24 protein-coding genes, 2 pseudogenes and 1 riboswitch are annotated in these 26,577 nt (G+C 74.0%); of the genes and pseudogenes, 16 read left to right on the forward strand and 10 right to left on the reverse strand.

Annotated elements, in window-relative coordinates; genetic code table 11:
* Positions 1 to 110 precede the first annotated feature (110 nt).
* The 4 genes from O7618_RS28220 to O7618_RS28235 all read left to right on the forward strand — a co-directional run bounded on the left by O7618_RS28220 (position 111) and on the right by O7618_RS28235 (position 3,664).
* Positions 111 to 896, forward strand: a complete 786-nt coding sequence (locus O7618_RS28220; protein ID WP_278109168.1) for a DeoR/GlpR family DNA-binding transcription regulator — start codon at positions 111 to 113, stop codon at positions 894 to 896.
* A gap of 143 nt (positions 897 to 1,039) precedes the next feature.
* Positions 1,040 to 2,041 carry an ATP-binding cassette domain-containing protein gene (locus tag O7618_RS28225; RefSeq protein WP_278109169.1) on the forward strand — a complete coding sequence of 334 codons (1,002 nt, stop codon included), beginning with the start codon at positions 1,040 to 1,042 and terminating at the stop codon, positions 2,039 to 2,041.
* Positions 2,038 to 3,051, forward strand: coding sequence for an ABC transporter permease subunit (locus O7618_RS28230; protein ID WP_278109170.1), 1,014 nt, complete (start codon positions 2,038 to 2,040; stop codon positions 3,049 to 3,051). The genes O7618_RS28225 and O7618_RS28230 overlap by 4 nt, the downstream gene beginning before the upstream one ends.
* A 127-nt stretch (positions 3,052 to 3,178) precedes the next feature.
* The gene (locus O7618_RS28235) at positions 3,179 to 3,664 is read left to right on the forward strand and encodes a DUF3263 domain-containing protein (protein WP_278109171.1); all 486 of its coding nucleotides are present in this window, start codon (positions 3,179 to 3,181) and stop codon (positions 3,662 to 3,664) included.
* Positions 3,665 to 3,670: 6 nt separating this feature from the next.
* Here O7618_RS28235 and O7618_RS28240 read toward each other — a convergent pair whose 3' ends face one another.
* Positions 3,671 to 3,883, reverse strand: coding sequence for a hypothetical protein (locus O7618_RS28240; RefSeq protein ID WP_181570637.1), 213 nt, complete (start codon positions 3,881 to 3,883; stop codon positions 3,671 to 3,673).
* A gap of 145 nt (positions 3,884 to 4,028) precedes the next feature.
* On the opposite strand from O7618_RS28240, the gene O7618_RS28245 reads away from it, so the two are divergent.
* The 4 genes from O7618_RS28245 to O7618_RS28260 all read left to right on the forward strand — a co-directional run bounded on the left by O7618_RS28245 (position 4,029) and on the right by O7618_RS28260 (position 7,427).
* A complete protein-coding gene (locus O7618_RS28245) occupies positions 4,029 to 4,976 on the forward strand; it encodes a hypothetical protein (RefSeq protein WP_278109172.1) in 948 nt (315 codons plus the stop codon).
* 104 nt (positions 4,977 to 5,080) lie between these two features.
* Entirely contained in the window at positions 5,081 to 5,590 is a 510-nt protein-coding gene (locus O7618_RS28250; RefSeq protein ID WP_278109173.1) for a GNAT family N-acetyltransferase, read from the forward strand.
* A gap of 227 nt (positions 5,591 to 5,817) precedes the next feature.
* On the forward strand, positions 5,818 to 6,282 hold the full coding sequence (locus tag O7618_RS28255) for a hypothetical protein (RefSeq protein ID WP_278109174.1): 465 nt from the start codon (positions 5,818 to 5,820) through the stop codon (positions 6,280 to 6,282).
* Between the two features lie 2 nt (positions 6,283 to 6,284).
* Positions 6,285 to 7,427 carry an SRPBCC family protein gene (locus O7618_RS28260; RefSeq protein WP_278109175.1) on the forward strand — a complete coding sequence of 381 codons (1,143 nt, stop codon included), beginning with the start codon at positions 6,285 to 6,287 and terminating at the stop codon, positions 7,425 to 7,427.
* Positions 7,428 to 7,468: 41 nt separating this feature from the next.
* Here the strand turns inward: O7618_RS28260 and O7618_RS28265 are convergent, their stop codons facing one another.
* From O7618_RS28265 to O7618_RS28290, 6 genes are read right to left on the reverse strand one after another with little or no spacing between them, the layout of a single operon-like run.
* Complete coding sequence (locus O7618_RS28265; RefSeq protein ID WP_278109176.1) at positions 7,469 to 7,981, reverse strand: hypothetical protein; 513 nt, start codon at positions 7,979 to 7,981, stop codon at positions 7,469 to 7,471.
* 44 nt (positions 7,982 to 8,025) lie between these two features.
* On the reverse strand, positions 8,026 to 8,787 hold the full coding sequence (locus O7618_RS28270) for an ATP/GTP-binding protein (RefSeq protein ID WP_278109177.1): 762 nt from the start codon (positions 8,785 to 8,787) through the stop codon (positions 8,026 to 8,028).
* On the reverse strand, positions 8,765 to 9,220 hold the full coding sequence (locus O7618_RS28275; RefSeq protein ID WP_278109178.1) for a DUF742 domain-containing protein: 456 nt from the start codon (positions 9,218 to 9,220) through the stop codon (positions 8,765 to 8,767). Before O7618_RS28275 ends, O7618_RS28270 begins: the two co-directional genes overlap by 23 nt.
* Entirely contained in the window at positions 9,217 to 9,681 is a 465-nt protein-coding gene (locus O7618_RS28280) for a roadblock/LC7 domain-containing protein (protein ID WP_278109179.1), read from the reverse strand. The genes O7618_RS28275 and O7618_RS28280 overlap by 4 nt, the downstream gene beginning before the upstream one ends.
* A complete protein-coding gene (locus O7618_RS28285; RefSeq protein ID WP_278109180.1) occupies positions 9,678 to 12,569 on the reverse strand; it encodes a nitrate- and nitrite sensing domain-containing protein in 2,892 nt (963 codons plus the stop codon). Before O7618_RS28285 ends, O7618_RS28280 begins: the two co-directional genes overlap by 4 nt.
* On the reverse strand, positions 12,556 to 13,707 hold the full coding sequence (locus O7618_RS28290) for a hypothetical protein (RefSeq protein ID WP_278109181.1): 1,152 nt from the start codon (positions 13,705 to 13,707) through the stop codon (positions 12,556 to 12,558). Before O7618_RS28290 ends, O7618_RS28285 begins: the two co-directional genes overlap by 14 nt.
* A gap of 373 nt (positions 13,708 to 14,080) precedes the next feature.
* On the opposite strand from O7618_RS28290, the gene O7618_RS28295 reads away from it, so the two are divergent.
* The 3 genes and pseudogenes from O7618_RS28295 to O7618_RS28305 form a co-directional block, all read left to right on the forward strand.
* A complete protein-coding gene (locus O7618_RS28295; RefSeq protein WP_278109182.1) occupies positions 14,081 to 16,945 on the forward strand; it encodes an alpha/beta fold hydrolase in 2,865 nt (954 codons plus the stop codon).
* Positions 16,945 to 17,829, forward strand: a complete 885-nt coding sequence (locus O7618_RS28300) for an ABC transporter permease subunit (protein ID WP_278109183.1) — start codon at positions 16,945 to 16,947, stop codon at positions 17,827 to 17,829. The genes O7618_RS28295 and O7618_RS28300 overlap by 1 nt, the downstream gene beginning before the upstream one ends.
* 124 nt (positions 17,830 to 17,953) lie before the next feature.
* Positions 17,954 to 18,265 (forward strand): annotated as a pseudogene (locus O7618_RS28305) (DoxX family protein); the annotation flags it as partial.
* A 202-nt stretch (positions 18,266 to 18,467) separates the two neighbouring features.
* Here O7618_RS28305 and O7618_RS28310 read toward each other — a convergent pair.
* Entirely contained in the window at positions 18,468 to 19,088 is a 621-nt protein-coding gene (locus tag O7618_RS28310) for a DUF4232 domain-containing protein (protein WP_278109184.1), read from the reverse strand.
* A 7-nt stretch (positions 19,089 to 19,095) separates the two neighbouring features.
* Positions 19,096 to 19,224: pseudogene (locus O7618_RS28315) on the reverse strand (transcriptional regulator); the annotation flags it as partial.
* A 205-nt stretch (positions 19,225 to 19,429) separates the two neighbouring features.
* Positions 19,430 to 19,563, forward strand: a riboswitch (SAM riboswitch).
* A gap of 12 nt (positions 19,564 to 19,575) precedes the next feature.
* Here O7618_RS28315 and thrC point away from each other — a divergent pair.
* The 3 genes from thrC to paaN all read left to right on the forward strand — a co-directional run bounded on the left by thrC (position 19,576) and on the right by paaN (position 23,971).
* A complete protein-coding gene (gene thrC, locus O7618_RS28320) occupies positions 19,576 to 20,865 on the forward strand; it encodes a threonine synthase (RefSeq protein ID WP_278109185.1) in 1,290 nt (429 codons plus the stop codon).
* A 360-nt stretch (positions 20,866 to 21,225) separates the two neighbouring features.
* Positions 21,226 to 22,245: a GNAT family N-acetyltransferase gene (locus O7618_RS28325; protein ID WP_278109186.1), complete on the forward strand. Its 1,020-nt coding sequence runs from the start codon at positions 21,226 to 21,228 to the stop codon at positions 22,243 to 22,245.
* A gap of 52 nt (positions 22,246 to 22,297) precedes the next feature.
* Positions 22,298 to 23,971: a phenylacetic acid degradation protein PaaN gene (gene paaN / locus O7618_RS28330; protein WP_278109187.1), complete on the forward strand. Its 1,674-nt coding sequence runs from the start codon at positions 22,298 to 22,300 to the stop codon at positions 23,969 to 23,971.
* 63 nt (positions 23,972 to 24,034) lie between these two features.
* Here the strand turns inward: paaN and O7618_RS28335 are convergent, their stop codons facing one another.
* On the reverse strand, positions 24,035 to 24,550 hold the full coding sequence (locus O7618_RS28335) for a GNAT family N-acetyltransferase (RefSeq protein WP_278109188.1): 516 nt from the start codon (positions 24,548 to 24,550) through the stop codon (positions 24,035 to 24,037).
* 223 nt (positions 24,551 to 24,773) lie between these two features.
* Between O7618_RS28335 and O7618_RS28340 the strand changes: the two genes are divergently transcribed.
* Both O7618_RS28340 and O7618_RS28345 read left to right on the forward strand, forming a co-directional pair.
* A complete protein-coding gene (locus O7618_RS28340; protein WP_013288855.1) occupies positions 24,774 to 24,977 on the forward strand; it encodes a cold-shock protein in 204 nt (67 codons plus the stop codon).
* 110 nt (positions 24,978 to 25,087) lie between these two features.
* Complete coding sequence (locus O7618_RS28345; protein WP_278109189.1) at positions 25,088 to 26,332, forward strand: hypothetical protein; 1,245 nt, start codon at positions 25,088 to 25,090, stop codon at positions 26,330 to 26,332.
* Positions 26,333 to 26,577: the final 245 nt, after the last annotated feature.

Consider the following 26,577-nt stretch of genomic DNA (forward strand, 5'->3'; position numbering starts at 1 on the left):
GCAACCGTCTCCCGATTCGCGCAGGGCGGGGTTTTGCGCAGACGTAGTTTCGCGCACTACTGTGCACGCAATCAATCACCGTACGTGCAGAGTCAGGGGAGGCCCCCGCGGTGGACCGCTACGCGCGTTGGAACGCGCTGCTCGAGATGCTGACCGACAGCGGCCGGGTCAGCGTCGAGGAGGCGGCCGAGCGGCTCGAGGTTTCCCAGGCCACCATCCGGCGGGACTTCGACCAGCTCGCCCAGCAGCAGATGATCACGCGGACCCGGGGCGGCGCGGTCGCCAACGGCGTCTCCTACGACCTGCCGCTGCGCTACAAGACCGCCAAGCACTCGGCGGAGAAGCAGCGGATCGGTGCGGCCGCCGCCGCGCTGGTCTCCCCGGGCACCGTGGTCGGCCTCAACGGCGGCACCACGAGCACCGAGGTGGCCCGGGCCCTGGCGGTCCGCCCCGACCTGAACACCAGCGCCGAGGGTGCCCAGCTCACCGTGGTCACCAACGCGCTGAACATCGCCAACGAGCTGCTGGTGCGCTCGCGGATGAAGGTGGTGGTGGCCGGCGGCGTGGTCCGGCCGAAGTCGTTCGAGCTGGTCGGCCCGCTCGGCGGGGCGCTGCTGCGGGAGGTGACGCTCGACGTCGCGCTGCTCGGTGTGGACGCGATAGACCCCCAGCTCGGCGCCGCCGCGCACCACGAGGGTGAGGCGGCCATGAACAGCCTGATGGTGGCGCGCGCCAAGCGGGTCGTGGTGATCGCCGACTCGTCCAAGTTGGGCGGGCACGCGTTCGCCCGGATCTGCCCGGTCGACCGGATCGAGACGCTGGTGACCGACTCCGGGGCCGCCCCCGCGACGGTGCAGGCGTTCCGCGACGCCGGCGTGCACGTCGTCTGCGCCTGAGGTGTAAGGAGGGGGCCCCGCTCAACGCCTCCGGTACAGGCGGGGCCCCCGCTGAACACGCCGACACTGCATACCGGGTATTGCCTTCCGATGCATACCGCGTATGGTGTCGCTGTCGCCTAACTCATCGGGGGAGGTCAGCTGTGTCGGCTGTCCTGGAGATCGAAGGTCTCCGCAAGACGTACCGGAGCCGGAAACGCGGGGTCCGCCACGCGCTCGACGGCTTCGACATGCGGGTCGAGGCCGGCCAGGTGCACGGCTTCCTCGGCCCCAACGGATCGGGCAAGACCACCACGTTGCGTACGCTGCTCGGGCTGATCCGGCCCAACGGCGGCCGGATGGCCATCCTCGGCCAGGAGCTGCCGCGGGCGCTGCCGGCGGTCGCCGGGCAGGTCGGCGCCATCGTGGAGAGTCCGCAGTTCTTCCCGCACTTCACCGCGCGGGACACCCTCGGCCTGCTCGCCCAGGCCGGCGAGCTGCCGCGCCGACGGGTCGACGAGGTGCTGGAGCAGGTCGGGCTGCGGGACCGGGCGGGGGAGCGGGTGAAGACCTACTCGCTCGGCATGAAGCAGCGGCTCGCCGTCGCGTCCGCGCTGCTCAAGGACCCGAAGCTGCTGATCCTGGACGAGCCGGCCAACGGCCTCGACCCGGGCGGCATCCGGGAGATGCGCCGGCTCATGCGCGAGCTGGCCGAATCTGGGATGACAGTGGTGCTCTCCAGCCACATCCTCGGCGAGATCCAGCTCATCTGCGACTCGGTCACCATCATCTCGCTGGGCCGGCGGGTCGCGTTCGGACCTGTCGAGCAGGTGCTCGCGACGCACTCCGAGAGCAGCGTGCGGGTCCGCCTGGAAGCGGTCACCGACCTGCCGCTGGCGGCGGAGACGCTGACCCGCTCCGGGATCCGCGTCGCCGCCACCGAGCCCGACCACCTGATGCTGGCCGGCGTCGACAAGCCGGCCGCGGTCAGCCGGATCCTCGCCGAGCAGGGCCTCTACGTCAGCGAACTCACCCCGGTCGCGGTCGACCTGGAGAGCGTGTTCCTCGAACTGACCGCCACCGCGCCGGTCCCCGGCCAGAACCGTCAGGTCGATCAGTCCGCCAAGGTCGACCAGACCGGCACCGCAGGAGGTTGGGGCGCATGAGCCTGTTCGTCACCGAGCTGCGCCGGCTCGCCAAACGCCGGCTCACCCGGCTCATGCTCGTCCTGTTGGTGCTCGGGCTCGCCACCGTGGCCACCGCGTTCAGTTTCTCCAGCCACAAGCTCTCGCCCGAGGTGGTGGCCGCCGCGCGGGCCGAGTCCGACGCCCAGTACAAGCGGTCGGTCCAGGAGTGGCAGCGCACCGTGACCGAGTGCGAGGCCGCTCAGGCCAAGGGCGAGCAGACCGAGGAACGGTACGGCCCGAACTGCGGCCGGGACTACCAGCCGCAGCCGGAGATGTTCGACCCGAAGTGGAACCTGCCCTACCAGTTCGACTTCCGGGCCGAGTTCGGGATGTTCATCGCCGTGTTCGCCGGCGCGGTGGCGCTCTTCGCGTTCATCGTCGGCGCGTCCTTCGTGGGCGCCGAGTGGAACACCGGCGGGATGATGAACCTGTTGCTCTGGCGGCCGAAACGGTTGGCTGTGCTGGGCACCAAGGTGGGCGCCCTGCTCACCACCGTGCTCGGCCTGAGCGTCGTGCTGGGCGCGCTGTGGACGGTGGCCTTCTGGCTGATCGGCACGTCCCGGGGCACCACCGCGAAGATGACCCCGGGGGTGTGGCGCTCGATCGGGCTGGACGGGCTGCGGGCGGTGGCGCTGATCCTGGTCGTCGGCGCGGTCGCCTTCGCGCTCGCCTCGCTCGGCCGGCACACGGCGATGGCGCTGGGTGCGGCGGTGGCGCTGTTCGCGATCAGCGAGATCGGCATCCGGATCGCCGTCAGCGTGCTGTCGGTGCCGTTCGGCGAGCGCTACGTGCTCTCCACCTACGCCCAGTCGTGGTTCATGAAGCAGGCGGAGCTGTTCGACTACGACACCTGCCAGTTCGCCAAGGGCGCCTGCGAGCCGGCCAGGTACGTGGTCACCTGGGAGCAGTCGGCGGTGGTGTTCGGCGTCGGCGCGGTCGCGGCCCTGGCCGCCGCGTTCTGGACGATGCGCCGGCGGGACATCGCCTGACCGAGGCCCGCGCCGCCGGCCGCGCGGACCACGCGTCCGGTGCGGCCGGCGGCGGCCCTGGTTACCCTGGGGTTCCCCGGCCGGCGCGTCTCCTCGCGCCGGTCACCCGCCGTCGGAGAGGAGCGCCGTGTCCGCCGACGCCACCGACCGGGCCGCCGTCGACGAGTCGGCCACGACCAGGGGTACGCGCCGCGGCGCCGGCGTCCCCGTGCCCCCGCCCCGCCCCGCCCCGCCGGTCGAGTCCGCGCCTGCGGTCGAGGCCGAGCCCCCGTCGACGGCCGAAGCCGCGGCGCTCGCCGAGCCGGCCACTGTTGCTGACGAGGCCGAGGAGGCTCGGCTCGACACCGACGAGCCCCGACCCGCCGCCGACGCCGGACCGGCCGGTGGGCTCACCGAACGGGAGCGGCGGATCCTCGACTTCGAGTCGCAGTGGTGGAAGCACGCCGGCGCCAAGGAGCAGGCCGTCCGGGACACGTTCGGGCTCTCCGCGACGCGGTACTACCAGCTGCTCAACGCGTTGCTGGACCATCCGGCCGCGCTGGCCGCCGAGCCGCTGCTCATCGGCCGGCTGCGCCGGCTCCGCTCGTCGCGGGCCCGCAACCGGCGACGCTGACCGGCCTCACTTCTCGTAGGTGCGTAGCCCGTTGCCGATGGCGAAGAAGGTCGGAGCCCACTCGCCGATGAAGATGCCCCAGCGGTCCGCCCGGTCCACGCCGGCGCGTTCCAGGCTCTTGGAGAGGAACCAACTGGTGAACGAGAGTCCGATGCTGACGAATCCGGCGAGGTAGGCGTGCTCCGCGCGGATTCCCGACTCGTGCAGACGCTCCAACATGTGCGATCCCCCTGTCGCTGGTTCGAGCTGACCGCACCTGACGCTACCGGTTGCTCCGGACCGGTGACGCGGAGTTCCCGGGATGCGCGGCATGGGGGCACCCCCTGCGGGTAAGGCGGCGGGCGGCGACGGAGGGAGCGGATCGATGGGGGCACCGGACCGCCGGTACGCGACCGGCAGCGCGACGACCCGGCCGCTCGGCGAGGCGCCGACGATGCGGGTCCGTACCGCGTCCGAGCCGGCGCCGGGCCGGCCGGAGAACGAGGACCTGGTGTTCCGGTTCGGCCCCCTCGTCGGCGTCCTCGACGGCGCCACCGTGCCGGAGGGCTTCGACACCGGCTGCGTGCACGGCCCGGCCTGGTACGTCCGGCACCTGGCCGCCCGGATCGCCCTGGCGGTCGCCGCCCGGCCCGCGGCCACGCTGATGAGCAGCCTGGCGGCGGCGATCCTGGCCGTGCGGGCGGACCACGGCGGCGCCTGCGACCTCGACCACCCCGGCACCCCCTCGTCCACCGTGTGCCTGCTGCGGGAGGGCGGTGACCGGGTCGACCACCTGGTGCTCTGTGACAGCCCGCTGGTGCTGGACACCGGCGACCGGATCGAGGTGGTCTCCGACGACCGGTTGGAGACCGCGCTGGCCGACCTGCGCCGCACCGCGGCCGCGCTGCCGGACGGCGAGGCCGACCCGTCCACCCGGTTCCGGCGGGCCGTGACCGTGCAGCGGACCCGGATGAACCGTACCCACGGCTACTGGGCGGCGGCCGCCGACCCGGACGCGGCGTACCACGCGGTGACCGGGTCGACGCCGCTGCGCGGGCCGGGGGCGCTGCGCCGGGCGGTGCTGCTCAGCGACGGCGCGTCGTGCGCGGTCGAGCAGTTCGGTCTCTTCGACTGGGCCGGGCTGCTGGAGGTGGTGACCGGGGAGGGTCCGGAGGGCCTGATCGGCCGGGTGCGGGTGGCCGAGCGGGATCACCCGGACCGGTTGCGCCGACGCAAGCGGACCGACGACGCCTCGGTCGCGCTCTGCGAGTTCGCCTCGCGCGTGAGCACCCTCACCCCCGGAACGGACCGGTCGGATGACAACGCAGCGTGAGGCGGAACACCCCGGGGGTACGACCGGCCGCCCCGCTCCGCCGTACCGGCAATGAGTCGCCAAAGGGGTGGACGAGCGCTGCACCGGCCGGCAGACTCCGGCTCGTGACAGGTGCGGTGAAGCTGGAGTCGGTGGACGAGCGAAACCTGGAGCCGTTGCTCTCCGTAGCGGCGGCGGAGGCCGAGCCGGAGGACGTGATGCCTCCGGTGGACGCGCCGGCCGGGTGGTCGCTGGCTCGCCGGGACGCCTTCCGCGAGTTCCACCGGGCCAGCTTCGCCGGGTTGGACGGCCCGACCGGCACCCAGATGTTCGCGATCGTGTCCGGCGGTGAGGTGGTCGGCATGGTGCGGATGACTCGCCGCGACGAGCCGGGGACGGTGGAGACCGGGATGTGGCTGGGCCGGTCCGCGCGGGGCCGCGGCCTGGGCGCAGCCGCGCTGCGGGAGCTGCTGCACGCGGCCGCGGCCGCCGGCATGCACACGGTCGTCGCCGACACCACGCCGGACAATGCGGGTGCCATTTCGGTGCTTCGTAAATGCGGTGCGGAGTTGCGCGAAGAAGGCGGAAAGACCTACGCCCGAATGTGTCTGGATTCGGCCCTCCCGACCCACTGAGGTCGTTGCTTGCTGTTCCGCAATTTTACGTGTCCTCCCTGCTCATGGCGGCATTGGTGCGAAGTTTCGCGCCTATCGCGATGCCTTTCTGGATGTTTTGCGAATCGGCTGACGGGTACTGCCAGCCGGGTCCGCTAATGCGGCGCACCGGTGTGCAGGCTCCTTTCGCCATCCCCGGCAGTCGTGCCGGCGGGCCTGCTCCGTCGCTGGGCAGCGAAGGAGAACCGATGAAGAGCGGAGCTCGGATCGCCCTGGCGGTCGGTTTCGGATATGTCCTGGGCCGCCGGCGGAAGCTGCGGACGGCACTCACCCTGGCCGCCGCCGTGGCGGCCGGGCGGGCCAGCCAGAACCCCGCCGGCCTCAAGCAGATGGCCACCGGCCTGCTCGGGTCGAACCCGCAGTTGGGCAACCTGACCAGGCTCGGCGCGCCACTGGTCACCGCCGGCCGGGCCGCGGCGACCGCCGCCGCCGGCAGCGGCATCGAAGCGGTCAGTGGCCGGCTGCGCGGCGGCGCGGACGCGTTGCGCCGCCGCTCCGGCGCGCCGGCGGAGGACGGGCAGCGGTCCGCTCCGGACGAGGAGCAGGAACTCGACGACCAGCCGGACGCCGACTACGACGAGGCCGACGACCAGTTCGACGACGAGGATCGCGCCGAGCGGCCGGCCCCCGTGCGTCGGCGTCGGGGGCGGTGACCATGCCCGCCAACAACCTGACCGAACGGGCCCGTGACCAGATCGGCGGCGAACTGCGCAACCTCGCCGCCGCGATCGGCGAACGCGCCGTGCAGGTGGTGACCGAGCGGGTCACCGGCGCCACCGGCCGGCTCAGCGAGTACGCGAAGCAGGGCGGTGGCCCCGGCCTGGTCGCCGCGGCCACCGGCGCGCAGAAGCTCGCCGACGGCCACTCCCCGCTGAAGGCCATGGTCCATGCCGGCCTGGTCGGCGGTAAGGAGAAGCTGATGTCGGCGTTCGGCGGCGGCAAGGGTGGCAAGGGCGGTGGCAAGAAGCTCAAGGTCACCAACATCGTCGAGACCATCGAGGTCGGCGTGCCGGTGCGGGTGGCCTACAACCAGTGGACCACCTTCGGCGACTTCCCGAGCTTCATGAAGAAGGTCGAGCAGGCCGACAACGACGAAGACGAGAAGATGACCTGGAAGGCGCAGGTCCTCTGGTCGCACCGCACCTGGGAGTCCACGATCGTCCGGCAGATCCCGGACCGGCTCATCCACTGGCGGTCCAAGGGTGACAAGGGTTCGGTCGACGGCACGGTCAGCTTCCACGAGGTCGGCCCGGAGCTGACCCGCATCCTGGTCGTGCTGGAGTACCACCCGCAGGGCCTCTTCGAGCACACCGGCAATCTCTGGCGGGCCCAGGGCCGGCGGGTGCGGCTGGAGCTGAAGCACTTCGTCCGGCACGTGATGACCGAGACCGTGCTCGACCCGGACCTGGTCGAGGGCTGGCGGGGCGAGATCCGGGACTGCCAGGTGGTCAAGGACCACGAGACCGCGCTCCGCGAGGAGCAGGAGGGCGGCGGGGAGCCGGGCCGCGACGAGGAACGTCGACCCGCCGAGCGCGGTCGCGGCCGGCCGCCCCGGCGCCGCCGCCCCACCGAGGAGGAGCAGGAGTACGACTACTACGACGCCGGCGACGACTTCGACGACGACGAGTACGACGAGGAACTGGCGGAGGAGCAGCCACCGCCGCTCCGCCGCCAGCCCGAGCAGGTCCGCCGCCCGCAGCGCGAGGAGCGCGCGCCCCGCGAGGAGCGGGCGCGCCGCGCGCCCGAGGAGCCCCGCCGGCCGGGGGTCCGGCGTCGCCGTGCGGAGCGGGGCGAATGAGCGGGGCGACGGCCGACCCCCGCCCCACGCCGCCGCCCGGGTCAGCGCGGGGGCGGGTCCTCCAGCAACGACGGGTCACGCCGGATCATCTCGGCGAGCCGGGCCGCCGGATCGGTCTCCAACGGATCGTTGCCGGGCGCGACCACCGTCTTCACCGACATCGGCCAGGCCGGGGGCGGCGTCGGCGCGGGCACCGGACCCACCGTGACCGCCGGCCCCGCCCAGGAGACCCGCAGCTGGTATCCCTGATCGCCCAGCTCCACCCGCAGCGTCACGGCCAGGCCGGGGTGTTCGGCGACCACCCGACGCACCGCCTCGGCGACCTCCTCGACCGGGTCCCGGCGCAGCGGCGCCGCACCGCCCCGCAGTGCCGCACCGCCCCGCAGCCGGTACGCGCCGTGCCCGGCCCGGTGTTCCGTCGGCTCGACCGGTTCCGGGTCGCCGGCGGGCGTCGCCCGGTCGACCTCCGGTTCGTCCGGCAGCGGCTCCCGGCGGCGCTGCGCCTCCTCGCGTCGCGCCAGCCGGGCCAGTGTCTCGTCCAGATCACCCCTCATCGCGCCCACCCCCTCGCAGATCACGGACCGAACCGCCGGGCGGTTCAGCGTTCCCGGGCCCGGGTCGCCCGGTCCAGCGCCCGGTCGAGGACGACCAGCAGGGCGTCCCGTACGGAGAGCCGGTCCCGGGCGTCGAACTGCACCAGCGGCACGTGCTCGGCGATCGCCAGTGCCCAGCGGATCGACGGCAGGTCCAGGGCCAGCCGCCCGTCGAAGGCGTTGACGCCCACGGCGAACGGCAGCCCGGCTCGCTCGAAGAAGTCGATCGCCGGATAGCAGTCGTCGAGCCGCGCGCTGTCCACCACCACCAGCGCGCCGAGCGCGCCCCGAACCAGGTCGTCCCACATGAAGCCGAACCGGGCCTGACCGGGCGTGCCGAAGAGATAGAGCTTCAGGCTGCGGTCGATGGTGACGCAGCCGAAGTCCATGGCCACCGTGGTGGTGGTTTTCCCGGCCACCCCGCCCGGGTCGTCGACGCCGATCCCGGCGGTGGTCATCTCCGCCTCGGTGGTCAACGGCGCGATCTCGGAGATCGCGCCCACCGTGGTGGTCTTGCCGACGCCGAAGCCACCGGCGATCAGGATCTTCACCGGGATCGGCGGCCGGGGCGCGGGTACCCGGCTGACGATCGGGGTGGGCTCACCGGGGCCGCTCGGCGGCCGGTAGGGCAGCGGTGGCCCGGCCGGCGGGGGCGGCGTGGCCCGGCCGATCAGCGGGGCCGGGTTGCCGTAGCGGGCGGGGGCGCTGTTCGCGGCCGGCCCGCCCTGGCCGGCCGCCCGCCATTCAGGAGATCGCACGAAGTCCATCAATCACTCGCAGGATGAGGTCGGGATCGAGGGCGTCGTCGACGTCCGCGACGTGCACGTCGAGGTGGCCGGCGGCGCGCAGGTCGCCGACCAGCACCCGGGTCACCCCGAACTGCAACCGGGTCCGGGCGGAGATCTCGGCGACCGACACCGGTTCGGCGCAGATCGCGACGATCGTGGCCAGCTCCGGGGTCAACCGGGCGGTCACCGCCCACGAACTGCTGCCCGGGCGGGCGGTCACCTGGGTCTCCAGGCCGATCGACGGGTCGCCGTCCACCCGTCCGGCGGTCAGCACGAACGGGCGTGGGCCGGGCGGCTCCCCGTCGCCGTCGCCGTCGTCGGTGACCGGCGTCGGGGTGGACGCGCGCAGGAAGGGGCGGATCCGGACGCCGGGTTCCGGCTCCGGGTCCCCACCGGCGGCCCCCGGGATCATTGCTGGACGGCGTTCTTCAGCTCGGCGATCAGTCGGGGGCTCAGGGCGCCGCCGGCGCGGCCGGCGAAGAGCGTCATCTCGTACGCCACGGTGCCCAGGTTGGCGGTGCGGTCGGCGACCACGCCGAGGACCGAGCCGCTGCTGATCGAGCTGATCAGCAGGTAGCCCTCGGCCATGTCGACGATCACCCGGTTGAGCCCGCCCAGCGCGTACCAACTGGCGGCGCCGCCGGCGAGGCTGGTCATGCCGGAGACCACGGCGGCGAGCCGTTCCGCGTTGGGCCGGTCCTTGATCGCGGACATGGCCATCAGCAGCCCGTCCGAGGAGACCGCGATCGCCTCCATCACCCCGGCCGTGCTGGAGGTGAACGAGTCGAGCAGCCAGTTGAAGGTGCGCGCCTCGGGGCTGAGGTCGCCGGTGGTGCTCTGGTCGACGTTGTCGTGCAGGAACGGGCTGGTCACCGTGTTGGATCCTCTTCGTAGCGGCGGTCGGGACTGACTTCGCGCAGCGCGCGGGCGACGCCCGCCTCGAACTCGGTGATGAGGTTGCGGACCTCGACGGGATCACCGGGGTCGGAGCTGGTGGGGGGTGCGGGTGGCACCGGGGAGACGGAGAGGTTCGCCCCGGGTACCCGCCGGCTGAGCCGGGGTCGCTCCAGCGCCGGCTCGGCGGGCGTGACGTCGTCCTCGGCCCGGCGTACCCCGTCCTGGAACGCCTCCACCAGGGCGCGGACCGTGGCCGGGTCGTCGGGGACGCCGATCAGCGGTCCGATCACCGGCCCGGCCGGCGCGGCCGCTGGGCCGGCCGGCAGGTTCGCCCCCGGCACCCGCTTGCGGATCGGGCGGGTTCCGGCCGGACCGGCCGGCGCCCCGACAGGGCCGGGAGAGGACGGCCCGATGGCCGGCCGGTCGGCCGGCGTGGACGGTGACCCGGCCGGCGGGTGGCCGGCGGGCGGGTTCGGGCGGAGCGGCGCGGCGCGTGGCGTGGCGTGGGCCGGGCCGGCGGGTGGCGCCGGGCGGGCCGGGCCGGCGGGTGGCGCCGGGCGGGTGGGCAGGGGGGTGGGGCCGGTCGTCGGCCCGGCGGCCGGGGGAGCGGCCGGTGCCGGGCCGACGACCGGTGTCGGCGGAGTGGTAGTCGCGGGACGCGAGGACGGGCCGGCGGGCAGCGTGGCGGGCGACCCGGCCGCGGGCGGCCAGGCGGGCGGCGGGCCACCGGTGGGGAAGCGGAAGTCCTCGACCGGCGGCGCGGCGGTGGTGGACGCCGCCGGGACGGACGGCGCGTCGTCCCGCGGATCGCCGGGCTCCGGTTCGTCGCCCTGGCTGCCGAAGGCGTTCCACGAGGCACCGGTGGAGATGCTGCGGGTCGCCCGGCTGAGCAGGTCGGCGTCGAAGCCGACGGGCTCGCCGGGGGCCGTGGCGATCGGGTGCTCCGCGGGCTCCGGCTCAGGCCGCAGCTCGACCGTCGGGGCGGTGGCCCGGGCCATGGTCACGCCCGCCGATTCCGGCCGGCGGATCACCAGCGAGCCAGCCGGGATCTCCACGCCGGCGGTGACGCCGCTGCCGAGCGTCGTCGTCAGCCGCACCTGCCAGTCGTGCCGGCGGGCCAGCCGACCCACCACGAAGAGCCCCAGCACCTCGGTCGGGGCGAGGTCGAGCCGTTCCCGCCGGGTGAGCCGGGCGTTCTCCTCGGCGAGCCGTTCCGCGGTGAGGCCGATGCCGTGGTCCACCACGCTCAGCCGGGCGCCGCCCTCGGTCAGCTCGCCGGCCACCACCACACGGGTGTGCGGCGGCGAGAACGTGGTCGCGTTCTCCATCAGCTCGGCCAGCGCCAGCACCAGGTCACCGGCGATCGCGGGTGCCGCCGAGACGCCGGGCGGCACCTGTACGTCGACCCGGGTGTAGTCCTCGATCTCGCCGAGCGCGAGCCGGACCACGTCGGCCAGCGGCACCGGCGCCACGTGGCCGTCCGAGCCGGTGGCGCCGGAGAGCACCACCAGGCTGCCGGCGTTGCGGCGCAGCCGGCTGGAGATGTGGTCCAGTCGATAGAGGTGCTCCAGTCGGCCCGGGTCGGCCTCCTGCCGCTCCAGCCGGTCGATGAGCGCGATCTGGCGGCCGACCAGGTTCTGGGTACGCCGGCCGACGTGGCCGAACATCTGCGCCACGTTGCGCCGGCCGGCCACCTGTCGCTCGACCAGCCGGGCGGCGGTGTGCTGCACCCGGTCGAACGCGCGGGCCAGGTCGCCGATCTCGTCCCGGGCGCCGACGTCCACCGGGTCGAGACGCACCGGCGGCACCGACTCGGTCTCGTCGTCGGCCACCCGGGTCAGCTCCGCCTCGGTCACCCGGGCGACCCGCTCGGCGGAGCGGGTGAGCCGGCTCAGCGGGCGGGACACCGTGCGGGCCACCGTCATGCTGAGCAGCACGACCAGGAGCAGGATCACGGCCGCCGCGCCGGCGACCAGCCAGGCCGCGACGAGCGCGTCCCGCTCCTCGGTCCGGGTCTCCGCGATGACGTCGGCGACGACCTTCTTCTCCACGAACTGGCCCAGCGTGATCATCGAGCGCACCGAGGGGAAGAGCCTAGCCAGCGGCATCGGCGTGATCGAGCCGACCGGGTCCCGGACGCTGTCGGCCAGGAAGGTCGGGCTGGTCCGGGCCGCCACCGCCGCGTCGTCCAGCCGGGCCACCTCGAGCTGCTCCGGCGTGATCAGTCGGCGGAACCGTCGGTTGTCCACGCCGAGCGCGGCCATGCAGGCGATGTACGAGCCGGACACCCGCGGGTCGCCGGTCGCCCGGACCAGCACGATCTGGGTGGCGCAGGAGCTCAATGCCTCGTCGGTGCGCAGCAGCGCGTCCAGGGCGAGCACCTGCCGCCCGGCCGAGGTGTCGGTGTCCACCCCGAACGGCAGTCGAAGCGCGTCGATCAGCGCCACGTCGACCCTGGCGAAGGTGGTCAGGATCTGCTCCGGCGTGGCCCGGCCGGCGAGCGTCGCGGCGCGGACGTCGGCCAATTGGCGTACCCCGTCCAGGGCCTCCCGGACCGGCGTCGGCAGCGATTCGGCGCGCAGGTCGGCGACCCGGTCGTCGACGGTGGCGGACTTCTGGATCAGCTCGGTGCGGGTCACTTGGCCGAGCCACAGGCCGATGGAGAGCAGGCGTTCCTGCTGGAGGTCCTGGATCAGGCTGCCGAGCCGGCTGGCCACGCGGACGGTCTCGGCGGTGTCGGCGGCCCGCTGCGCGGCGGCCACCCGGTCGAGGACCACCGGCACGGCGAGCCCGACCATGCTGAGCAGCGGGATGATGACCAGCAGGGCGAGTTTGCCCCGGATCCGCAACCTAGCGAGCAGCATCGAACGGCCTCCACCGCTCGGCCTCGGCACCGGCACCGACCCCGACGGGCAGGCGGTCGGAGTCCTGGGTGGCGGCCGCCGGGTCCGGGCGGGCCGCCGGCGGCAGCGCGATCTCGGCCGGCGCCGGGCGGTTCGCGTCGGCCGGGCGCCGGAACAGCGTCACGGCCAGTCCGAGGAGCAGCGCGACCGCCACCCCGGCCGCGATCCGGGTGAGCAGCCGGTCCCGGTCGAGGGCGTCCAGCCGCTCCTCCAGCAGCGTGTCGAGCTGGTCGAGGATGACGGCGCGGAGCTGCTTGGCGGCGGCCTGCGCGGTGAGGCCGGCGGCGGTGAGCTGGTCGGGTTTCGGCGCGGCCCGGCCGCCGCCGGCGGCGGTGAACGCCTCCAGGGAGCGCTGGTAGGCATCCAGCGGGGTGAGCACGTTCGCGCCCAGGTCGGTGCTCTCCGAGCTGTCCACCGCCGCGCGCAGGTCGGCGACCAGGTCGTTGGCCGGCCCGAAGGCGGCGGCCCGCAGCTCGGCCAGTTCGAGGCCGGTCCTCGTGCGCTGGGCGGCGGGCTGGGCGGGGGCGAGCCGGACCAGGTCGGCGAGGCGGGCGGCCAGCACGGTGGCGGTGGGCAGGTCCCCGCTGATGCCGTCCTGGAGGAAGAACGAGTCGGGCTTCGGGTCGCGGACCAGGCCGGAACTTTCCCGTACCTTCCGGTAGAGCGCGAGCAGCAGGTCGTTGGCCTCGCCGTACGCCGCGTAGGCGGCCTCCGGGTCGGCGAGCCCCCGGTCCGGCAGCCCTTCCAGCTTGGCCCGCAGCCCGGCCCAGCGGTCGTGGCTGCGCAGCTCGTCGCCGACCGCGTCGTCCACCTGTGCCACCTGTTCGATGGCGGCGTCGAGCGCGGTGCGGGAGACCGGTGCCCCGGCCACGGCGGTGGACTGGGCCATCACCAGCGCGTCGGTGAGCGGCCCGAGGGCGCGCAGATAGCGGACGCCCAGTCGTTCCCGGGTGGCCAGGTCGTGGTCGTCCGAGGTGTTCCCCTCGGCCAGCGCGAAGAGCAGGCCGAGCGGGGCGACCAGCGCCAGCGCCAGCAGCAGGGGCAGGACGCGGCCCGGTACGGAGGGCCGCCGACGGACCCGCGGCGCGGGAACGGTCATGGTCTGTCTCCTCCGGCGACGGCGGGGCGGTCGGTGCGCGGGGGGTCGCCGTCCGTAGTCCCGTGCACCGGACCGGAAAATTAGTCGAACCGGGCGTGGGTGGAGCCGTGGTCGTGGAGTCGGCTTCACGTCAGTTCGTCCTGGGTAACCGATCGTCGAGGTGGAGAGCACTCAGCGTCCGATCGGGCCGGTGAGATGCGGCGTCGAAGATGATTTGCACCTGTAGATGTGAATTCACGTGATCCGAATACATCCCGCTGGGACGCTCTGGACCTTCTGCGGACGACGGGCGGCACGCGCCGAACGGCGCAACCGGACGAACGTACGGCGGATCTCAGGGAACGCTCAGCCGGCGGGTCGTACCGTGTGCCGCATGAGATCACCCGTCGCGCGGGTCGGGCGCGCCCTCGCCGGCCGCCCGCGCCGGATCGTCGCCGCCGCGGTGGTGGTCGTCCTGGTCGCCGCCGCCCTGGTCTGGGCGGTCCGGCCGCAGGGCGCGGACTTCCGGACCGAGTCGGCGTTGGTGAGCGTCCGCTCCGGGCCGGGCGGCGACGAGCCGGTCGACCTGGACACCACGCTCTACCTGCCCGGCGACGCCTCCGACCGGAACCGGGTGCCGGCGGTGCTGCTGGCGCACGGCTTCGGCGGCACCAAGGAGTCGGTGCGCGCCGACGCGGAGGACCTGGTCGCCCGCGGCTACGCGGTGCTCACCTGGACCGCCTGCGGCTTCGGTCGCAGCGGCGGCCAGATCCACCTCGACAACCCTGACTACGAGGTGCGCGACGCGCAGCGCCTGCTGGACCGGCTCGCCGCCCGCCCGGAGGTGCGTCTCGACGCGGCCGGCGACCCTCGGGTGGGCGTGGTCGGCGGCTCGTACGGCGGCGGCCTGGCCCTGCTGCTGGCCGCGCAGGACCCCCGGGTCGACGCCATCGTCCCGATGATCACCTGGAACGACCTGTCCCGCGCGTTCCTGCCGGAGAGCACCGGCAAGGCGCCGACCGAGGGCGTGTTCAAGAAGGGCTGGGCCGGGATCTTCTTCGGCGGTGGCGGCAGCGCCGGCTCCGGCCCGGCCGGGCTGTCCGGCGCCACCGCCGCCGCACCCGAGGGCGCGCCCGCCTCGGCCGGTCCGGCGAGCCCGCAGCCGGGTGCCGGCCCGGGCAGCGGCTCCGGCCGGGCGCCCGGTGGCGCCGCCGACCCGTCCTGCGGCCGGTTCGCCGCCGACGTCTGCGCCGCGTACCTGCGCATCGCCACCACCGGTCGGGCCGACGCCGCCGCGGTCGAGCTGCTGCGCCGCTCGTCGCCGGCCGGCGTGCTGGACCGGATCAAGGCGCCCACGCTGCTGGTGCAGGGTGAGGCGGACACCCTCTTCCCGCTCACCGAGGCGGACGCCAACGCGCGCGGCATCGCCGCCGCCGGCACCCCGGTGCGGGTCGCCTGGTTCACCGGCGGTCACGACGGCGGCGCCGGGCCGACCTCCGACTCGGACCGGGTGAAGTTCCTGACCGCGCAGTGGCTCGACCACTACGTCAAGGGCGAGGGGGCGGCACCGGGCGACTCCTTCACGTTCTCCCGGATCGCCGGCTTCGACGCGCTCGACCGGGGCCTGGTGGCCACCGGCTACCGCACCGACGACTACCCGGGCGTGGCCGGGCAGGAGCGCCGCGACGTCGCGCTCACCGGGCCGGCCCAGCCAGTCGCGGTGCCACCGAACGGTAACCCGGCGGCGATCTCGGCGATCCCGTTCGCCGGGGCGCTCGGCTCGCTGCTGGACGGCGTGGCCGGCGACATCCCCGGCCAGCACGCCCGCTTCGAGTCGGCGCCGCTGGACGACCCGGTCGACGTGGTGGGCGCGCCGACCGTGCGGATCCGGGCCGCCTCGGCGACCGGCGAGGCGGTGCTCTTCGTCAAGCTCTACGACGTCGACCCGCAGGGCGCGGCCACGCTGCCGGACGGCCTGGTCGCGCCGGTGCGGCTGACCGGCCTGCCGGCCGACCTCGACGCGGCGACGCCGGTGACGGTCACGCTGCCGGCGATCGTCCGGCGGGTCGAGGCCGGGCACCGGCTGCGGCTGGTGGTGGCGACGTCGGACCAGGCGTACGCCTCGCCGGCGCAACCGGCGGTGCACACCGTGGCGCTCGGCGGCGGCCCGCTGGTGCTGCCCACCGTGGACGCCGCGCCGATCCCGACCTCGGCCGCGGTCTGGCGCTGGGTGCTGGCCGGCCTGCTCGCCGCGATCGTGGTGGGGCTCGTCGTGGTCGTGCTGCTCACCCGCCGCCGGCACCGTCGCCAGGACCGCTCGGTGCACCCGGAGTACGCGGGCGTCCCGCTCGCCGTGCGTAACCTGCGCAAGGAGTACGCGGACGGTTTCGTCGCCGTCTCCGACGTCGACTTCGAGGTGCACCCCGGGCAGGTGGTGGGCCTGCTCGGGCCGAACGGCGCCGGCAAGACCACCACGCTGCGGGTGCTGATGGGGCTGACCCAGCCCACGGCCGGCGAGATCTACGTGTTCGGGCATCGGCTGGTGCCCGGCTCGCCGGTGCTCTCCCGGATCGGCGCGCTGGTCGAGGGGCCCGGTTTCCTGCCGCACCTGTCCGGGCTGGACAACCTCAGGGCGTACTGGCGGGCCACCGGGCGGCCGTGGGAGGACGCGCACTTCGACGAGGCGCTGGAGATCGCCGGCCTGGGCGACTCGGTGCACCGGCGGACGAAGAAGTACAGCCACGGCATGCGGCAGCGGCTCGCCATCGCCCAGGCCATGCTCGGCCTGCCCGAGCTGCTGGTGCTCGACGAGCCGACGGACGGGCTCGACCCGCCGCAGATCGCCGAGATGCGGCGGGTGCTCCAGCGTTACGCCACGGACGGCCGGGCGGTGCTGGTCTCCAGCCACCTGCTGGCCGAGGTGGAGCAGACCTGCACGCACGCGGTGGTGGTGAACAAGGGGCGGATCGTGGCGTCCGGACCGGTCGAGGAGATCGTCGGCGAGTCGCCGAGCGTGTTGTTCGAGGTGAGCGACCCGGACGCCGCGCGGTCGGTGCTCGACCGGCTCGGCGGCGTGCGGGTGCTGCCCGACGACGACGGCGCGCTGGTGGTCGACACCAACGGCACCGCCCGCAGCGAGGTGGTGGCCGAACTGGTCCGGGCCGGCATCGGGGTGGACCGGGTGGTGCCCCGGCGCCGCCTGGAGGACGCGTTCCTCGCCCTGGTCGGCGAGAACTCTCGGGGAAGCGGGGACCGGTGATGGTGGGCTCTCAGGTGGCGCCGCAAGGCGGTGGCGGGGCGGCGGCCGGCTACCGGCCCTCGGCCACGATGCCGTTCGGCGCGGAGTTCCGGCGGCAGGCGACGCGCCGGCGTACCCAGCTGGCGCTGGGCTTCATGGTGCTGCTGCCGCTGATCGTCCTGGTGGCGTTCCAGTTTGACTCCTCGGACGACGACGGCGGCGGGCGGGGCGAGTTCGCCAGCCTGGCCGATCTGGCCACCTCCGGCGGGCTCAACTTCACCCTGTTCTCGATCCTGGTGTCGGCGTCGTTCCTGCTGGTCGTGGTGGTGGCGCTGTTCTGCGGTGACACCGTGGCCAGCGAGGCGAGCTGGGGCAGCCTGCGCTACCTGCTGGCGGTGCCGGTGCCCCGGGCCCGGCTGCTGGCGGTGAAGCTGGTGGTCGCGCTCGCGTACTCCGGCCTGGCGTTGCTGCTGCTGGCCGGCACCGCGCTGGTCGCCGGCACGTTGCGCTACGGCTGGAAACCGCTGAGCAGCCAGGTCTCCGCGGAGCTGGCCCCGGGCGAGGGTCTGCTCCGGCTGCTCGGGGTGCTCGGCTACCTGGCGGTGGTGCTGCTGGTGGTGGCCGGGCTGGCCTTCCTGCTGTCGGTGACCACCGATGCCGCGCTCGGCGCCGTCGGCGGGGCGGTGCTGCTCTGGATCCTGTCCAGCATCCTCGACCAGATCACCGCCCTGGGCGGCCTGCGCAACCTGCTGCCGACCCACTACAGCAGCGCCTGGCTGGGCCTGCTGTCGTCGCCGACGCAGACCGACGACGTGGTCAAGGGCGCGATCTCGGCGGTCGTCTACGCGACGCTGTTCTGGTCGCTCGCCTTCTGGCGCTTCACCCGCAAGGACATCACGAGCTGAGGCGGGCCTTGGCTGACGCCTCCGGTGGTGTAGGGGTCCCCCGTAACACCCCCCTGCCCCAATTATGGGAGCGTTCCCACGCGGCCGTCCCGCCAGCAAGGAATCGATTAACTTCTATCTCTGCCTCTTCGGCATCTTCGGTGGGAACCCGACCACCGGCACCGCCGTCCCGGTCGGTGCCTGGCCCGGGTGGTGGGCCGCGCTGATCCAGCTGGTCTGCGGCGCGCTGGTGCTCCTCGGCCTGCTCACCCGGCCCGCCGCGCTGCTCGCCTCCGGCTCGATGGCGTACGCGTACTTCGTGGTGCACCAGCCGCACGGCCTGCTGCCGATCGACAACGGCGGCGAGCTGGCCGCGATCTTCTGCTGGTCGTTCCTGCTGGTCGCGGTGCTCGGCCCCGGCGCCTGGGCGCTCGACGCGCTGCTGTCCCGGCGCCGTCCCGCCGCCCCCGCCGAGACCCCTTCGACCCCCCCGCGCGTCCGTCCCCGCCTGAACCCCGTGATCCTGGTGCGGCATCGCCCCCTCCCGAGGGGCGGTTCCGTACCAGGATCCGCGGCGCCACGGCCAGGGCGGCGGCCTCGGCGGCCGGGCGCCGACCTCGTGCCTCCCCGGTCGCGGATCGACGAGAGAGTCCGGGCGGTCAGAGCGGGTCGACCGGGGTGACGGCCGAGGACGGCGGGGCGTCCGGCGCGGTCGGGCGGGGGTCGCGGCGCTTCCAGGCGCTCACCCCGAGCCGGCCGGTGGTGCCGAGGTCGATCGGCCCGTCCAGCGCGACGGGTTGCGTCGGCCGACCGGTCACCGGCGCGACGTCGAGCTGTCGACCCTCGGTCGCCCCCACTGCCGCGTCGGTGACGGTGTTGCGCCAGAGCAGCGCGGCGCCGGCCCGCTCGCCCGGGCGCAGCACGAGTGTGGTGGGTGGGGCGTCGAAGCCGGAGGTGATCCCGGCGGCGCCGGGGATGATCCGAACCGTGACCGGCTCCCCGTCGGCGTCGGCGAGGCGGACCGCCGGATAGCCGCGCAACCCGTACGGCTGGTCTCCGCAGTTGACCAGTTCCAGGCCCATGGCCCGCAGCCCCATCGCGGCGCTCACCCCGGTCTTGGTGATCCGGGTGCCGTCCGGGGGGCAGGCCGGCGGACTGGGTGCCGTGCCCGGCCGATCCCCGCGGTCGGGCGGCGGGTCGATCGGCGCCGGCGCCCGGGTGCACGCCGCCAGCAGCGTCAACGCCGTGCGGAAACCGGTCCCGACCGCCGCGCCCCGCATCCGGTGATCATGCCACCCGATCGGGCGCGGCGAGGACCGCGTCGAGCAGCCCTGGGTAGAGGCGGTCCAGTTCGTCGCGGCGCAACCGCACGTAGCGGCTGGTGCCGGCGACCCGGGTGCGGGTGAGGCCGGCTTCGCCGACCATCGCCGCCCTGGTGGCCGCGAACCTGGTCACCCGGGTCCGGTCGGTGGCGGTGGCCGCACCGGTGGCCGTCGCCGTCGTCGACCGGCCGGCGGTGGTGGAACCGGTCGCGGTGGTCGGCCGTTGAGCCGGCCCACTGCGTGGGAACCCCGGGTGGCGACGGCGTGAGCGGCGCATAGACTCGACGGCACAACTGCATACCTCATCCAGAGGGGCTGAGGGATACGGCCCGACGACGCCCCGGCAACCACCCGCACGCTCGACGCCGAGCGCCCTGCGGGCAGGTGCCAATTCCGTCCCCGCCGCACCCGGCGATGCGGGGAAAGATGAGAGGAATTCCTCGACATGACGTCGACGCTTCCCGCCGTCTCCGGCATCGACACCACCCGCAGCCCGGCCCGCGCCCTGGTCTGTCGCGCCTGTTCCGCGCGCTACCCGCTGGCCGCCCAGCACGCCTGCTACGAGTGTTTCGGCCCGCTGGAGGTCGACTACGACACCGCCGCGCTGGCCACCGTCACCCGGGAGCAGATCGAGGCCGGCCCGAACAGCATCTGGCGTTACGCCGCCCTGCTGCCGGCCGGCCAGGACCCGGCCACCCGGGTCACCCTCGACCCGGGGTTGACCCCGCTGGTCGCCGCCGGGAACCTCGCCGCCGAGCTGGGCCTCACCGGCCCGCTCTGGGTCAAGGACGACAGCGCCAACCCCACCCACTCGTTCAAGGACCGGGTGGTGTCGGTGGCGCTCACCGCCGCCCGGGCGCTCGGTTTCACCCGCTACGCCTGCGCGTCCACCGGCAACCTGGCCAACTCGGTCGCCGCGCACGCGGCGCGGGCGGGCGTGCCGTCGGTGGTCTTCATCCCCAGCGACCTGGAACAGGGCAAGGTCGTCACCACCGCGGTCTACGGCGGCGACCTGGTCGCCATCGACGGCTCGTACGACGACGTGAACCGGCTCTGCGGCGAGCTGGTGGAGACCGACGAGTTCGAGGACACCGCGTTCGTCAACGTCAACGTCCGGCCGTTCTACGCCGAGGGCTCCAAGACGCTCGGCTACGAGGTGGCCGAGCAGTTGGGCTGGCGGATCCCGGCCCAGGTGGTCATCCCGATGGCCTCCGGCGAGCTGCTCACGAAGATCGACAAGGCGTTCACCGAGCTGGTCGAGATCGGGCTGGTGGAGGCGCCGGCCGGCGGCTGGACGGTGTTCGGCGCACAGTCCGCCGGCTGCAACCCGATCGCCGCCGCGCTGCACGACGACCGCGACACCATCGTCCCGGTCAAGCCGACCGGCATCGCCAAGTCGCTGAACATCGGCGACCCCGCCGCCGGCGTCTACGCGCTGGAGGCGGTCCGCCGCACCGGCGGCTGGATGGCGTACGCCGACGACGACGAGATCCGCGCGGCCATCCGGCTGCTCGCCCGCACCACCGGCGTGTTCGCCGAGACCGCGGGCGGCGTGACGGTGGCGGTGCTGCGCAAGCTGGTGGAGTCCGGCCGGCTCGATCCCACGGCGGAGACGGTGGTCTTCAACACCGGCGAGGGCCTCAAGACCCTCGACGCCGTGGCCGCCGAGTCCGGCCCCACCCACCGGATCAAGCCCAACCTCCGCGCCGCCCGAGACGCCGGCCTCCTCTCCTGACCCACCCCCACCCGAAGGCGTTGATCAAGGAGTTCGCGTCGGCCGTCGGGCCGAACCCGACGCAAACTCCTTGATCAACTCACCAGGGGTCGGGGTGGGGCGCGCCCGGGTGGGGGGTTGGGGGCGACCAGGGGGTGACGGGGAAACTGCGGGGAGTGGCAGAAAACCACCGGCAAGGACTTGACGGCAGGAACCGGACGGCGCAAGATGCTCGGTGCGGGAGGGCATCCGCCGGAGACTTTTCTAAGTTTTGCGACCCAACGCCGGAGGCGTTGTGCGGACGTCCCTCCCGACCAACCTCGCGCAGGGCCAGCGGAAAACCGCTGGCCCTGTCGCCGTTTCCGGCCCAGGATCACCGTCATGGGCCTGACCGTCGCGCCGCTCGATCCCGCCGACCTGCCGACCCTCGACGCGGCGTACCGGATCGACTGCGCGGCCCGCGCCGTCGACGAACCGGACCTGCCCCCGACCTGCCGACGGCGGTTCGAGGCGCTGCTGCGGCACCCGATGCCGGGCATCGACGGGCGCTGGGTCGTCGCCCGCCTCGACGGGGAGCCGGTCGGTTGGCTCCGGTTGCACCTGCACACGCTGGAGAACACCGAGAACGCCAGCGTCGAGCTGGTGGTGGACCCGGCCCACCGGCGGCGCGGGATCGGCCGCGCGCTGCACGAGCACGGCCGGCGGCTGCTCCGGGAGCACGGCGGCGAGCGGCTGGTCGGCTCCACCGCCGCCGCGCTTCCCGGCGAGGAGGACCGCGAGTTCCCCGGCACCGCGTTCGCCGCCGCGATGGGCGCGAAGGCGGCGAACGCCGACGTGCGCGGCCGGCTCGACGTGGCCGCGCTCGACCGGCGCCGGCTGGCCGCGCTGCTGGCCGACGCCCGCTCGGCGGCCACCGGCTACCGGCAGGTGCACTGGCGTGACCGCGCGCCCGACGACCACGTCTCGGACGTCGCCCACCTGGAGGGCCGGCTGCTGCTCGACGCGCCCATGGGGGAGCTGACGTGGGAGCAGGAGAAGATGGACACCGAGCGCAAACGGAGCGTGGAACGGGCGCTCGACGCCCGCGGCGTGCGCCGCTACAACACCGGCGCGGTGCACGAGGCGTCCGGGCGGCTGGTCGGCTGGAGCCAGCTCAGCTTCGCCGCGAGCAGCACCGAGCACGCCTGGCAGCAGATCACCATCGTCGACCCCGACCACCGCGGCCACCGGCTCGGCCTGCTCTGCAAGGCCGCCAACCTGGGGTACGCGCTGGCGCACGAACCGGCGCTGCGGACCGTCGACACCTGGAACGCCGCCGCCAACGCCCCGATGATCGCGATCAACGAACAGCTCGGTTTCCGCCCGGCAGCGGGCTCGGTCGACTGGCAGTTGACGATCTGAGTTGTGACACGCCCCTACTGATCTGGTGCCTTCCTGTTGCATGATGGCGGGCATGACGGAGACCCCGCACCCCCTGTACGACAGGCACGCCGAGACCCTCGACCGGGCGCTGACCGCGATCACGGAGCGCGGGTACTGGTCCGCCTATCCCGAGTCGCCCAGCCCCCGGGTGTACGGCGAGACCGCCGCCGCCGACGGCAAGGCCGCCTTCGAGGCGTACCTGGGCGGCGACTTCCCGCTCGACCAGGCCGGTGACGGCACCACCGTGGCGACCGAGGTCAGCCCGTTCGGCGTGCCGCTCGGCGTGCGCTACCCGCACGCCGGCGCCGACCAGCTCGTGGATGCCGCCTCGGCGGCGTTGCCGGCCTGGCGTGACGCCGGCCCGAAGGCCCGGGCCGGGGTGTGCCTGGAGATCCTCGACCGTCTCCACAAGAACATCTTCGAGCTGGCCAACGCGGTGCAGTTCACCAGCGGCCAGGCGTTCGTGATGGCGTTCCAGGCCGGTGGCGCGCACGCGCTGGACCGGGCGCTGGAGGCGGTCGCCTACGCGTACACGGAGATGAGCCGCCACCCGGGGACGGCCGGCTGGGAGAAGGCCGCCGGCAAGGGCGACCCGCTGCGGATGACCAAGACGTTCCACGTGGTGCCGCGCGGGGTCGCGCTGGTCATCGGCTGCAACACGTTCCCGACCTGGAACTCGTACCCCGGGTTGTTCGCCTCGCTGGTCACCGGCAACCCGGTGGTGGTGAAGCCGCACCCGCGCGCCGTGCTGCCGCTGGCGATCACCGTGCGGTACGCCCGCCAGGTGCTCGCCGAGGCCGGCTTCGACCCGAACCTGGTCCAGCTCGCCCCGGAGGCGGCCGGCGAGAAGCTCGCCTCGACGCTGGCCCTGCACCCGGCCGTGAAGATCGTCGACTTCACCGGTTCCACCGAGTACGGCGACTGGCTGGAGTCCAACGCCCGGCAGGCCGCCGTCTACACCGAGAAGGCCGGCCTGAACACGGTGGTGATCGACTCCACAGACGACTTCGCCGGCCTCTGCCGCAACCTGGGCTTCACGCTCACGCTCTACAGCGGCCAGATGTGCACCACCTCGCAGAACCTGCTGATCCCCCGCGACGGCATCGAGACCGACCAGGGGCACAAGAGCTTCGCCGAGGTGGCCGCCGGGATCGCCGGCGCGGTCGCCAAGCTGACCGCCGACCCGGCCCGGGGCGTGGAGCTGACCGGCGCCATCGTCAACGACGGGGTGTTGGAGCGCCTCGACGAGGTGACCAAGGTCGGTGAGCCGGTGCTGGAGTCCCGCACCGTCGAGCACCCGTCCTTCCCGGGCGCCGTGGTGCGGACCCCGACGGTGGTGAAGCTGGACGCCGGCGACACCGCGACGTACGCGCGGGAGTGGTTCGGGCCGATCTCGTTCGCCATCGCGACCGACTCGACCGAGCACAGCCTGCGGGTGCTGCGCGAGACGGTGGGGGAGAAGGGCGCGCTGACCGCCGCCGTCTACTCCACCGACGAGGCGGTGCTGGACGCGGCCGAGGCGGCCGCCCTCGACGCGGGCGTCCACCTGTCCTGCAACCTGACCGGCGGCGTGTTCGTCAACCAGTCGGCGGCGTTCTCGGACTTCCACGGCTCGGGCGCGAACCCGGCGGCGAACTCCGCGCTGACCGACGGCGCCTACGTCGCGAACCGCTTCCGCATCGTCCAGTCACGCCGCCACGCATGAAAGGCGGGGCCCCTTCTTAACGCATCCGGTAGAGGAGGGGCCCCCTTTTAACACCCCGCTGGGTCAGGCCGGGCGGCGCATCTGGAGTTCGCGCAGGGCGGGGATCCGGGGGTGCCGGACGCGTACGCCGGTGTCGGTGAAGCCCAGCTTCTGGTAGGCCCGGTAGGCGCGGTCGTTGCCGACCACCACCTCCATCATCAGTTCCGGCCGCCCGCAGGCACGGGACCAGACCGCCACCTCGTCCACGAGCGCGGCCAGCAGCCCGGTGCCCCGCCGTCGCGGCGTCACGTAGACCGCGTACACGAGCGTCAGCCCGGGCTCGTCCGGTGCGGCCGTGCCCCCGGCGTGGCCGACCAGGCGACCGCCCTGGTCGGCGACGAACTGGGCGGTGTGGTCGCCCCGGGAGACGGTCGCCACCCGGGCCGCGAAGTCCGCGTGTGGTCGGGCGGCGGCCTCGGCGACGGTCTCCAGGAAGGCCAGCGGGGCGTCGGCCAGCATCTCCAGCCGCAGCGCCCGCATCCGGGCGGCGTCCTCGGGGCGGATCCGGCGGACCGTGGTCGGGGTGGGCGCGCTGGTCATGCCGCATGCATACCGGATCGGTCCGGAATCACGCTCCAGCGGGGCCGCGGACCGCCGAATTATGCCCGATTTGTGGTCGTGCGCCGTCGTCACGCCTCGTGTAGCGTGCGATTTCGGTCACCGAATTCAGCGGCCGTCGCCGATGGCCCGAACCGGTGCGCCGCCGGTGCCGGTCCGCCGGTTCCCGGGTCTTGGCACGCCGCGCAGAGTGAGGAAGTGCACCGTGGCACAGGGCACCGTGAAGTGGTTCAACGCCGAGAAGGGCTACGGCTTCATCGCCGTCGACGGCGGGCAGGACGTCTTCGTCCACTTCTCCGCGATCGAGATGGACGGCTACAAGGCGCTCGACGACGGCCAGCGGGTCGAGTTCGAGATCGCCCAGGGCCAGAAGGGCCCGCAGGCCGAGCGGGTCCGCGTCATCGCCTGATCCCTCGACGGCCGCCGCGCGCGGCCGAACCACCCCGACCGGTGCTGCGCCCCGGCCCCGCACCGTGGAAGATCATGAGCCGTTCCAGCCGTCGTCGCTGAGGAGGGCCCATGTCCGAGCCGCCCCCGTCGGGTCCCCACCCACCGCTGCCCCCGACCGATCCGATCCGGCCCGCGGCGCCGGCCGCCGGCCCGGTGCCGGAGCCGCCGGGCCCGTCCGAGCCGGCGACGTCCACCTCCGGTCGGCCGGCCGTCGACCCGTGGGACTCCGCCGGCCCGCCCGCGTCCGACCAGGTCGGCCTGCCCCAGCCGGGGTACGCCCCTCCGCCCGGCTCCCCCCGGGACGCTTCCACCCCCGACGGGTCCGCGCCGCCCGGCTGGCCGTCGCAGTCGGGTCCGGTTCCGCCCGGTCCGACCTCAGGCTGGCCGGCGACGCCGCACGGCACGCCGCCGGGTTGGCCGATGCCCGGTGCGGCCTTCCCGGCGCAGCCGGCGCCCGGCTGGTATCCCGGTCTCGACCCGAACGACCCGCTGGTCAACCCGCCCTACGCGGGCGTCGGCGGCTGGTTCGCGCGGTGCCTGGGCGCGGTGCGGCGAGGGTGGCGGCAGCTCCTGCCGATCGTGCTGCTCGCGCAGGGTGTTCCGGCGGCGGTGATCGCCGTCCTCTCGCTCTTCCTCGCCCCCACCGGCCAGATGGTGACCGGCCCGGACGGCGTGCCGGTGCTGCCGGACGGCTATCTCCAGCAGTTCGCCGCGTTCTACGGCGTGCTGCTGTTCGCGGCGCTGGTCTTCGGTCCGCTCCAGGCCGTGGGCTGGGGCGCGGGCACCTGGGTGGTGGCCCGGCAGGCGGCCGGTGAGCCGGCGGGTGTCGGAGCCGCGCTCCGCTACGGGCTGCGCCGCGCCCTCGGCCTCTGGGGCTGGACGATCGTCGTGTCGCTCCTGGTCACCGTCGGCGCCTGCTTCTGCCTGCTGCCGGGCGTCTACGCCGGGTTCGCGCTCATGCTGTTCGGGCCGGTCTACGTGTTCGAGCGGCAGGATCCGATCGGCCGGTCCTGGCGGATGTTCCACACGCGGTTCGGTCTGGTGCTGGGCCGGTCGGCGCTGGTGGCGTGCGTGCTGGTAGCGGCGAGCGTGCTGGACTTCGTGGTGAGCGTGGTGAACGGCGCGGTCTTCGGCACCGATCCGACGACGTCGCCGGGCGCCACCGCCGGCGCGGTGACGCTTGCGGTGGCCGGCGCGCTGCTGGCCGCGCCGGCCTACGTGGCGCAGCTCGTCGGTCTGGTCGCCGCGTATGCCGAACAGCGGGCCCACGAAGCTCCGGTGAACGCGACCCGACTGGCCGCGGAACTCGGCTGAGCGGCGCTGTCGTGCTTGCACTCGGCTAGGGAGAGTGCTAAACAAGTCATTGGCACTCGCGTACGGTGAGTGCCAATGGTCGGGGCGGTAGGGCCACGGCCGCGCCGGCGTCGCAGGAGGCGTCGGAGCGGAACGGGGCCGGTCGTCGCGGGCTGTCCGGCCCGACCGAGGAGGACGTCGTCGTCGCCAGGTGGCGACGTCCCCAAGGTGCGTACACCAGACGGCCCATCCGGGCATCCCGGGTG

It is taken from the genome of Micromonospora sp. WMMD980 (assembly GCF_029626035.1).
In the GTDB taxonomy this organism is placed as follows: domain Bacteria; phylum Actinomycetota; class Actinomycetes; order Mycobacteriales; family Micromonosporaceae; genus Micromonospora.

Coding starts and splice junctions, on each gene's coding strand:
- O7618_RS28230 (WP_278109170.1), top strand. CDS start 2,038: ATGAGCCTGTTCGTCACCGAGCTGCGCCGGCTCGCCAAACGCCGGCTC.
- O7618_RS28240 (WP_181570637.1), bottom strand. CDS start 3,883: ATGTTGGAGCGTCTGCACGAGTCGGGAATCCGCGCGGAGCACGCCTAC.
- O7618_RS28245 (WP_278109172.1), top strand. CDS start 4,029: ATGGGGGCACCGGACCGCCGGTACGCGACCGGCAGCGCGACGACCCGG.
- O7618_RS28255 (WP_278109174.1), top strand. CDS start 5,818: ATGAAGAGCGGAGCTCGGATCGCCCTGGCGGTCGGTTTCGGATATGTC.
- O7618_RS28260 (WP_278109175.1), top strand. CDS start 6,285: ATGCCCGCCAACAACCTGACCGAACGGGCCCGTGACCAGATCGGCGGC.
- O7618_RS28265 (WP_278109176.1), bottom strand. CDS start 7,981: ATGAGGGGTGATCTGGACGAGACACTGGCCCGGCTGGCGCGACGCGAG.
- O7618_RS28270 (WP_278109177.1), bottom strand. CDS start 8,787: ATGGACTTCGTGCGATCTCCTGAATGGCGGGCGGCCGGCCAGGGCGGG.
- O7618_RS28275 (WP_278109178.1), bottom strand. CDS start 9,220: ATGATCCCGGGGGCCGCCGGTGGGGACCCGGAGCCGGAACCCGGCGTC.
- O7618_RS28285 (WP_278109180.1), bottom strand. CDS start 12,569: ATGCTGCTCGCTAGGTTGCGGATCCGGGGCAAACTCGCCCTGCTGGTC.
- O7618_RS28290 (WP_278109181.1), bottom strand. CDS start 13,707: ATGACCGTTCCCGCGCCGCGGGTCCGTCGGCGGCCCTCCGTACCGGGC.
- O7618_RS28295 (WP_278109182.1), top strand. CDS start 14,081: ATGAGATCACCCGTCGCGCGGGTCGGGCGCGCCCTCGCCGGCCGCCCG.
- O7618_RS28300 (WP_278109183.1), top strand. CDS start 16,945: ATGGTGGGCTCTCAGGTGGCGCCGCAAGGCGGTGGCGGGGCGGCGGCC.
- O7618_RS28310 (WP_278109184.1), bottom strand. CDS start 19,088: ATGCGGGGCGCGGCGGTCGGGACCGGTTTCCGCACGGCGTTGACGCTG.
- thrC (WP_278109185.1), top strand. CDS start 19,576: ATGACGTCGACGCTTCCCGCCGTCTCCGGCATCGACACCACCCGCAGC.
- O7618_RS28325 (WP_278109186.1), top strand. CDS start 21,226: ATGGGCCTGACCGTCGCGCCGCTCGATCCCGCCGACCTGCCGACCCTC.
- paaN (WP_278109187.1), top strand. CDS start 22,298: ATGACGGAGACCCCGCACCCCCTGTACGACAGGCACGCCGAGACCCTC.
- O7618_RS28335 (WP_278109188.1), bottom strand. CDS start 24,550: ATGACCAGCGCGCCCACCCCGACCACGGTCCGCCGGATCCGCCCCGAG.
- O7618_RS28345 (WP_278109189.1), top strand. CDS start 25,088: ATGTCCGAGCCGCCCCCGTCGGGTCCCCACCCACCGCTGCCCCCGACC.